Here is an 8,512-nt window from a genome sequence, read left to right on the forward strand (position 1 = left end):
AGGGGGAGGAGCAAACGCACTCCCTCCCCTGCGTGCAGCAGGGGAGGGTTGGGGTGGGGTGAAGCCCTTCGGCAGAGCGAGCGCGTTACGCCCTCCCAACTTCTGCCTACATGCAGGGGGAGGAGCAAAAGCGCTCCCTCCCCTGCGTGCAGCAGGGGAGGGTTGGGGTGGGGTGAAGCCCTTCAACAGAGCGAGCGCGTTACGCCCTCCCAACTTGCCCCTGCATGCAGAGACAGTCGGGTGCGAGGACGCACTCCACTCCCTGCAAGCAGGAGGAGCAGCAGTCATTCGCTCGCATGGGCTGCGCGACATCGACATCCCTCAGAAACCGAATTCGCTCAACAGGCGATCCACTTCGTCCTGGCTGGACACCTTGGCCACTTCCACCGGCGCTTCGCGGCCGGCAAGCGCACCGGTCAGGCGCACCAGTTCGAGCAGCGAGGACTCCACGCTTTCGATGAAGGCGACCACCTTCTTCACGCGCTGGCCGGCAAGGTCCTGCCAGGACTGCACCAGCACCATGTCGTTGAGGCCTTCGGCGCAGGCGCCGGCAAAGACTTGCGCCTGGCGCGCGAGCGCGGCGGACGGATCGTCGGGGTTGCTGTTGTGATCGAGCACGGCCGCTGCGTTGGCCGACAGCGCGTCGGCTTCCGGACGCATGCGGTCGACGAAATCCAGGCTGCGATGGGCGGCCTTGGAACTCATGTCCAGCACTTCGGCCAGGTAGTTGCGCGCGTCGGTCATGCTTTCGGGCACGCCTTCGTTGGCCAGGTCGCTGCCCAGGCGGCAGACCGCGCCGTGCAGGTCGCGGGCGAGCACGCCCAGCGCGCGGAACAGGTGCTGCTCGCGCTGGCGCACCATCGAATCGAGCGCCTGCTCGAACGCCGCGCCATCGGTGCTGTTGAGCAGTTCCACCACTTCCGGCGGCAGGGTTTCGTTGACCATCGTCGACATTATTGCGTTCATGCGGAAGCTCCACTGGCGGCCAGGCGCTCGAAGATCTTGTCCAGCTTTTCCTTCAGCGTGACTGCGGTGAAAGGCTTGACGATGTATCCGTTCACGCCGGCCTGGGCGGCGGCGATGATCTGTTCGCGGTTGTTTTCGGCGGTAACCATCAGCACCGGCATGCCCTTGAGCTTGGGCTCGGCGCGGATCGCCTGCAGCAGTTCGATGCCGGTCATGTTCGGCATGTTCCAGTCGGTAACGACCATGTCGAACGGATTGCTCTTGAGCATCGCCAGCGCGTTGTTGCCGTCGTCGGCTTCCTGGATCAGGGGATTGCTGAAACCCAGCTCCACCAGCAGGTTGCGAACGATACGCCGCATGGTGGAGAAGTCGTCCACCACCAGGATTTTCATGTTCTTGTCCAAAACGCTTTTCTCCAGCAAAAGAGTGGGGAAGGGTTTGCCGCCTTGCCTCCGCTCCTGCGTCTTTGATCGGTAATGAGGGGGAGAGGATTGAGGTGAGGGCCCATCTTGCGAATACGGTGGTTCAAAAACTCGGTCAAGCCATTGCATGTCCTCGCAAGCGCGGCCCTCACCCCAACCCTCTTCCCCGGCCTTATCAAGGGTGGGGGCAAGGGCGTAAAGCAGGCCAGTTCATCACTCCGCTCCTCTATCCTCAGGCATCGCGCCAATCGCCCATGCGCGCGCGCAGCCTTACCAATGCCTGGCCGTGGATCTGGCAGACGCGCGATTCGGTCACGCCCAGCACCAGGCCAATTTCCTTCAGGTTCAATTCCTGCTCGTAATACAGGGACATCACCAGTTGTTCGCGCTTGGGCAGCGTACCGATCGCCTCGGCCAGCGCTTCGCGCAGGCCATCCTGCTCGATGCTGTCCTGCGGCCCGAGGCTGTCGTGGTCGGCCACGTCCAGTGCGCTGCCCTCGCCGCCGTCGCCATCGTCGGGCGCCGTGAGGCTGAGCAGGCGCGCACTGGTCGCGTCGGCCAGCACCTGGTGATATTCCTCGGCGCTGATGCCGAGGCGTTTCATCACTTCGGCGCTGTCGGCGTCCGCACCAGTCTCGTTTTCGATCTGCCGCACCACTTCGGCCACTTCGCGCACCTTGCGGTGCACCGAACGCGGGGTCCAGTCGGTGCGCCGCAGTTCGTCCAGCATCGCGCCACGGATGCGGATGCCCGCATACGTCTCGAAACTGGCCGCGCGATCGGTCGTAAAGTTTCGCGCCGCTTCCAGCAGGCCGATCATGCCCGCCTGTACCAAATCTCCTACGTCCACGCTCGGCGGCAGACGCCCCATCAGGTGATAGGCAATGCGCCGTACGAGCGGCGCGTGCCTGCGCACCAGTTGGTCCGCATCTTCGCGCTGAAGCTGCAGGTATTCCGAAGCCACATTCATGTCACCACCCCGCAGCCGGCGCGCTCTGGCCGCTAAAAAAGGCAATCCGTCCGAGGTCCGGGTACGCGGGTTCTCCCCATGTATCGACCGCACCTGCCAATTGCTTGAATCCCGCCGAAGCACGACTGGATGGCCACAAATCGACCACCGCGCCCTGGCGGCGAATCGCCTGGCGCAACCATTCGTCGTGCGGAACCATGCCCATGTAGTCCAGCGCCACGTCCAGGAAACGTCCGCAGACGCGCGCCAGTTTTTCGTACAGTTTTTTCGCATCCGCCGCCTGCCGCACCATGTTGGCCACGATGCGGAAGCGGCGCACGCCGAAGTCGTGGGCCAGGATCTTGATCAGCGCGTAGGCGTCGGTCAGCGAAGCCAGCTCGTCGCACACCACGATCAGCACGTCGTCGGACGCGGCGGCGAACATCGCCACGTTGTCGGCCACGCCCGCGGCGGTATCCACGATCAGGAAGTCCGGCGGCTGGATGAGATCGTCGAAGCTGCGGATCACCGCCGCATGCTCGGCATTGCCCATCTTGGCCAGACGGCGTACGCCCGAACCGCCCGGAATCACTTTCAGGCCGTTCTGTGCCGGCATGATCAGATCCTGCAGCGCGCATTTGCCTTCCAGAAGGTGCCCCAGGTGCCGCGAAGGCGTCAGGCCCAGTTGCACGTCGATGTTGGCCACGCCCATGTCCGCGTCCAGCAACATGACGTCGCGGCCGGCCATCGCCAGGCTCATCGCCAGGTTGACCGCCACGGTGGTCTTGCCCACGCCGCCCTTGCCGCCGGCGACGGCGATGGTGCGCGTCACGCGGCGCTGCTGATGTTGCGTGACCGGGTGATAAAGACTGGCTGCCTGATGGAACACCGGCCGCTCCTCTCGCTGCGGTTGGGGGGAAGAGAAAAGATTTTGCAAGCCTGCTGCCTGGTTCACTCGCGGCCCCTCACTCATAGTCCAGCTACTGCCAGGCCGAAACGATCGGCCATGTCCAAATCCTCGCCCGCCGGACCGAGCCGGCGCTGCGACTGTGCCGCCCGGCACACCAGGGCGCGCGCGTCGGCGGCGCTGATGTCTTCGGGCACGCGTTGACCATCGGTGGTGCAATCGAGCGGAATGCGGTGACGGATCAATACCGACAGCAGACCGCCCAGGCTCGGCGCTTCGTCCAGCTTGGTGGCGATGCACGCGCTCGGCTTGAGCGGCAGGTAGGCGCGCACTGATTCGTCCAGCGCCGAGGTCTGCGCGTTGGCCGCCAGCACCAGGCAGGCGCGCAGCGTGGACGCACCTTGCGCGAGGGCGTCGCGCAACACATCCATCTGCTGCTGCAGGCGCGGATCGGTACCCGACACGCCGGCGGTATCGACCAGCACGGTGTGGTGATCGCGCAGCAGGTTCAGCGTCTGCGCCAGGCCCGCCGCGTCGTAGGCGGGATACACGCGCACGCCGAGCAGGCGGCCGTAGTGTTCCAACTGCGCGGCGGCGCCGATGCGGTAGTGATCGGTGCTGACCAGCGCCACCTTGGCCGGGCCGTGGTTCATTACCGCGCACGCGGCGAGCTTGGCGATGGTGGTGGTTTTGCCCACGCCCGTGGGGCCGACCAGCGCGGTGACGCCGGCACTGTCGGCGAGGCGGCGGCCGCTGACTTTCAGGCTGCGGCTGAGCAGGCCCAGCGGCAGGTAGCGCGCCTGGTCCACACTCAGCTGCTCGGGCAGTTCGTCGATCAACTGGCGCGCGACGTCGGTGTCGATGCCCAGGCGGCTCATGTCGCGCAGCACGCGGGCGCGCATCGGGCTGCGGCGCTCCATGTCGTTCCACGCGAGGCTGGATAGCTGTTGTTCGAGCAACTGGCGCAGGCCGCCCAGTTCGCTGCGCATGCGCGCGGTTTCCAGCACGCTCTGCTCGACGATCGGCTGCAGCGCGGCCACTTCGCTCTGCGGCGCGGCTACCGGTGCGGGCGGCGGCGGAGGCGGCGGCAGCGCGGCGCGCGGTTCGGCCGCCGGCTCTTTCGCGGTTTCCTTGGCCGTCTCCCTGATGCGTTCGATGCGTTCCTTGTGGGAAGGCCTGGCCGCTTCTTTTTTCGGCGCTTCCGCCGGTGCTTCGAATGCAGCCTCTTTCGCCGCCGGGCGGGCCGCTTCCGGCGCGGGCGAACCGTGGCGCGCGGCTTCGCGCATCAGCGATTCGTCGTAATCGACGGCCGCGATGATTTCGATGCCCTCTTCCAGGCGGCGCGTGGAAAGGATCACCGCATCGGCGCCCTGCTCGGCGCGCACGTCGCGCATGGCCTGGCGCATGTCGGCGGCGAGGAAACGTTTGATCTTCATGAATCACTCCCGCGATGCGCACAGGACGTCGCGTGTGTCTGCCTGGTTGTCGTCACGCTGTGTGTTTTCATCCGTTGCATCGCCGCTTGCGTCTTGTCCGTTGCTGTCAGCGCCCGATCGCCTGCACAAGTCGCACGCGCCGGTTGTCGGGCACTTCGTTGTAAGCCAGTACATGCAGGTTCTGAGCCACGTGCCGCGTGAAGCGCGCCAGCCACGGACGCAGTTGCGGTTGCACCAGCATCACCGCCGGTTCGCCGTTTGCCTCCTGCCGCCGCGTGGCTTCGGCCACGCTCTGCTGCAGGCGGTCGGCAAGCCCCGGCTCCACGGCCGCACCCGCTGCACCACTGCTTGACAGGGATCCGAGCAAAATCTGTTCCAACTCCGGAGCCAGGGTCAAAACGGGGATTTCCGTGCCCAAACCCGCGATTTCCTGCACGATCTGCCGGCCCAGCGCGACGCGTACGTGGGCGGTGAGGGCGCCGGGATCCTGACTCTGCCCCGCATGCTCCGCCAAAGACTCGACGATGCTGCGCATGTTGCGCACCGGCACCCGCTCGGCGAGCAGGTTTTGCAGCACTTTCACCACCACGCCCAGCGACAGGCGCTTGGGCACGAGGTCTTCCACCAGCTTGGGGGCGACCTGGGCCAGGCGGTCCAGCAGCTGCTGCACGTCCTGGTGGCCCAATAGCTCGTGCGCGTGGTTCTGCAGGATGTGCGACAGGTGCGTGGCGATCACGGTGGCCGGATCGACCACCGTGTAGCCGAGCGCCTGCGCATGATCGCGCTGGTTGTTTTCGATCCACACCGCTTCCAGGCCGAACGCCGGATCGCGCGTGGCCACGCCCTGCAGCGTGCCGTGCACGCGGCCGGGATTGATGGCCAGATGGCGCTCGGTGTACACCTCCGCCTCGCCCATCGGCACGCCCATCAGCGAAATGCGGTAGGCGTTGGGGCCCAGGTCGAGGTTGTCGCGGATGTGCACCGGCGCCACCAGAAAACCCAGTTCCTGCGACAGCTTGCGCCGCACCGACTTGATCCGCGCCATCAACTCGCCGCCCTGGTTCTTGTCCACCAGCGGAATCAGGCGATACCCCACCTCCAGGCCCACCGGATCGACGCTGGCGACGTCTTCCCAGCCCAACTCCAGCCGTTCGGCCGGCGCGGGCGCGGGCAAGGCTTCGGCCGAGGCCTTGGCCTGGCGTTCTTTCGCTTCGTTTTCGCGCCGGATCATCAGCCACGCCGCACCGCCGCAGGTGGCGGCCAGCATCAGGAAGGCGATGTTGGGCATGCCGGGAATCATGCCCATCACCGCCAGCACCACACCGGCCACCGCCAGCGCCCGCGGCTGGGCAAACACCTGCCCCAGCACCTGCTTGCCCATGTCCTGCGACTTGGACACGCGCGTGACGATCACCGCGGTGGAAATGGACAGCATCAGCGAGGGCACCTGCGCGACCAGGCCGTCGCCGATGGTCAGCAGCGTGTAAGTGCGCGCCGCCTCTCCCGCGGAAAGACCGTGCTGCAGCATGCCGACGAAAAAGCCGCCGATCACGTTGATGAACAAGATCAGGATGCCGGCGGTGGCGTCGCCGCGCACGAACTTGGAAGCACCGTCCATCGAGCCGTAGAAATCCGCTTCCTCGCGCACTTCCTGGCGGCGCTCGCGCGCCTGCTCCTGGGTGAGCAGGCCGGCGTTGAGGTCGGCGTCGATCGCCATCTGCTTGCCGGGCATCGAATCCAAGGTGAAGCGCGCGGTTACTTCCGACACGCGCGTGGCGCCCTTGGTCACCACCACGAAGTTGATGATGGTGAGGATCGCAAACACCACCAGGCCGACCGCGAAGTTGCCGCCGATGACGAATTCGCCGAACGCCTCGATCACCTTGCCCGCAGCGCCGGGACCGTCGTGGCCGTGCAGCAGCACCACGCGGGTGGAAGCGATGTTCAGCGCCAGGCGGAACAGCGTGCCCAGCAGCACCACAGTGGGAAACGCGGCAAATTCCAGCGGCCGCATCACGTACACCACCGCCAGCAGGATCACCAGCGACAGCGCGATGTTGAAGCTGAAGAGAATATCCAGCACGAACGGCGGCAGCGGCAGCATCAGCATGGCAAGCATCGCCAGCATCACGATGGGCGCGCCCGCGCCGCGCCGGCCGGCCTGTTTGAACGAATCGAGTACGCTTGCGTTAGCCATGCGCGTCGCCTTGGTTTGCGTGTGGTTCGCGGTAACGGCCCTGCAGCTCCGGATCGATCTCGGGCTTGGGCACGGTGGGGGCGGGGCCGCCGCGTTCGACGGCCTGCTTGAGCTGATAGACGTAGGCCAGGATCTGCGCCACCGCCACATACAGCGCGGCCGGAATCTCATGGCCCAGCTCGGTGGTGGCATACAGCGCGCGCGCCAGCGGCGGCGCCTCCACCAGCGGCACGTCGTGCGCGGTGGCGACCAGGCGGATTTGCTGCGCAAGCACGTCAACGCCCTTGGCGATCACGCGCGGCGCACGCATGCGCGCATCGTCATAGCGCAACGCGACGGCAAAATGCGTGGGGTTGACCACCACCACGTCGGCCTTGGGTACTTCCTGGATCATGCGCCGGCGCGCCAGCTGGAACTGCATCTGGCGAATGCGGCCCTTGAGCTGCGGATTGCCTTCGGTGTCCTTGTGCTCGTCCTTCAGTTCCTGCTTGGACATGCGATGCTGGCGCGCGTAGTCGAAGCGCTGCCACACCGCATCGGCGCCGCCGAGCACGCCCAGCACCACCGAAAACAGCAGCGCCGCATGCGCGACCAGGGTCAACGCCTGGGCGATGCCGCTGTTGATCGGGCCGCTGCCGGTGCTCATCACCATCGGCTCGTCATGACGCAACAGCAACACCAGCGCGAGGCCGATAAAAACCACCTTGAGCAGCGACTTGGCCAGTTCGATCAAGCCGTTGAGCGACACCAGCCGGCCGAAACCGGCGATCGGATCGAGCCGCTCGAATTTCGGAATCAACGCCTCGGAGCTGAAGTTGAGGCCGCCGATCGCCACCGTCGACCCCACCGCGGCCACCAGCGTGGCGGCGAAAACCGGCATCATCAGCGCGAGCATTTCATGCATCCCCGCGCTCAGCACACGCGTCATCAAGTGATCGCTGAACAAGGCCTCGCGCGAATAACCCATGCCCATGGTGTAGATGTTGCGTATATGGCCCAGCATCGTCGCGCTGCCCGACAGCAGCACGCTGGCGCCGGCCAGCACCACCATTGCGCCGGAAAAATCGCGCGAGCGTGGAACCTCACCCTTCTCGCGTGCTTCCTGCAGGCGTTTTTCGGATGGTTGTTCGGTGCGGTCTTCCTTTTCAGTATCGGCCACGCCTCAGCCCTCCGGGACAAACTCCCTCCCCTGCATGCAGCAAGGGAGGGTTGGGGTGGGGTCAAGCCCGTCATGGGAAGCAAGAGCGCTACCCCCTCCCAGCCTCCCCCTGCAAGCAGGGGGAGGAGCCAAGAGCAAGCGTGGGCGTGAATCAAAGACGCGGCGTTTTCGTCTCGCCGCAACCTGCCCCCTCCCCTGCGTGCAGCAGGGGAGGGTTGGGGTGGGGTGAAGCCCATCATGTGAAGCAAGAGCATCACCCCCTCCCAGCCTCCCCCTGCAAGCAGGGGGAGGAGCCAAGAGCAAGCGCGGGCGTGAATCAAAGACGTAGCGTTTCCATCTCCCCGCAACCTGCCCCCTCCACTGCGTGCAGCAGGGGAGGGTTGGGGTGGGGTGAAGCCCGTCATGGGAAGCAAGAGCGCTACCCCCTCCCATCCTCCCCCTGCAAGCAGGGGGAGGGGCCAAGAGCGAGTGCGGGC

7 protein-coding genes are annotated in these 8,512 nt (G+C 65.9%); all 7 read right to left on the reverse strand.

What is annotated here, in order from left to right; translation table 11 throughout:
- Positions 1-321: 321 nt before the first annotated feature.
- Positions 322-966, reverse strand: coding sequence for a protein phosphatase CheZ (locus VME63_RS18370; RefSeq protein WP_325435000.1), 645 nt, complete (start codon positions 964-966; stop codon positions 322-324).
- Positions 963-1,370, reverse strand: a complete 408-nt coding sequence (cheY, locus tag VME63_RS18375; protein WP_325435002.1) for a chemotaxis response regulator CheY — start codon at positions 1,368-1,370, stop codon at positions 963-965. Before cheY ends, VME63_RS18370 begins: the two co-directional genes overlap by 4 nt.
- A gap of 250 nt (positions 1,371-1,620) precedes the next feature.
- Positions 1,621-2,358 carry an RNA polymerase sigma factor FliA gene (locus VME63_RS18380; RefSeq protein WP_325435004.1) on the reverse strand — a complete coding sequence of 246 codons (738 nt, stop codon included), beginning with the start codon at positions 2,356-2,358 and terminating at the stop codon, positions 1,621-1,623.
- Between the two features lies 1 nt (position 2,359).
- Entirely contained in the window at positions 2,360-3,226 is an 867-nt protein-coding gene (locus VME63_RS18385; protein WP_325435006.1) for a MinD/ParA family ATP-binding protein, read from the reverse strand.
- A gap of 80 nt (positions 3,227-3,306) precedes the next feature.
- The gene (flhF, locus tag VME63_RS18390; RefSeq protein WP_325435008.1) at positions 3,307-4,680 is read right to left on the reverse strand and encodes a flagellar biosynthesis protein FlhF; all 1,374 of its coding nucleotides are present in this window, start codon (positions 4,678-4,680) and stop codon (positions 3,307-3,309) included.
- A 106-nt stretch (positions 4,681-4,786) separates the two neighbouring features.
- Positions 4,787-6,877 (reverse strand): flagellar biosynthesis protein FlhA, encoded by a 2,091-nt coding sequence (gene flhA, locus VME63_RS18395; protein ID WP_325435009.1) that lies wholly within the window; start codon positions 6,875-6,877, stop codon positions 4,787-4,789.
- Positions 6,870-8,036: a flagellar biosynthesis protein FlhB gene (flhB, locus tag VME63_RS18400; RefSeq protein ID WP_325435011.1), complete on the reverse strand. Its 1,167-nt coding sequence runs from the start codon at positions 8,034-8,036 to the stop codon at positions 6,870-6,872. Before flhB ends, flhA begins: the two co-directional genes overlap by 8 nt.
- Positions 8,037-8,512: the final 476 nt, after the last annotated feature.

Source organism: Dyella sp. (assembly GCF_035503745.1).
Lineage (GTDB): Bacteria > Pseudomonadota > Gammaproteobacteria > Xanthomonadales > Rhodanobacteraceae > Dyella_B.

Bases quoted from the DNA above. Each gene is read 5' to 3' on its own strand.
- VME63_RS18370 (WP_325435000.1), bottom strand. From the start codon at position 966: ATGAACGCAATAATGTCGACGATGGTCAACGAAACCCTGCCGCCGGAA.
- VME63_RS18380 (WP_325435004.1), bottom strand. From the start codon at position 2,358: ATGAATGTGGCTTCGGAATACCTGCAGCTTCAGCGCGAAGATGCGGAC.
- flhF (WP_325435008.1), bottom strand. From the start codon at position 4,680: ATGAAGATCAAACGTTTCCTCGCCGCCGACATGCGCCAGGCCATGCGC.
- flhA (WP_325435009.1), bottom strand. From the start codon at position 6,877: ATGGCTAACGCAAGCGTACTCGATTCGTTCAAACAGGCCGGCCGGCGC.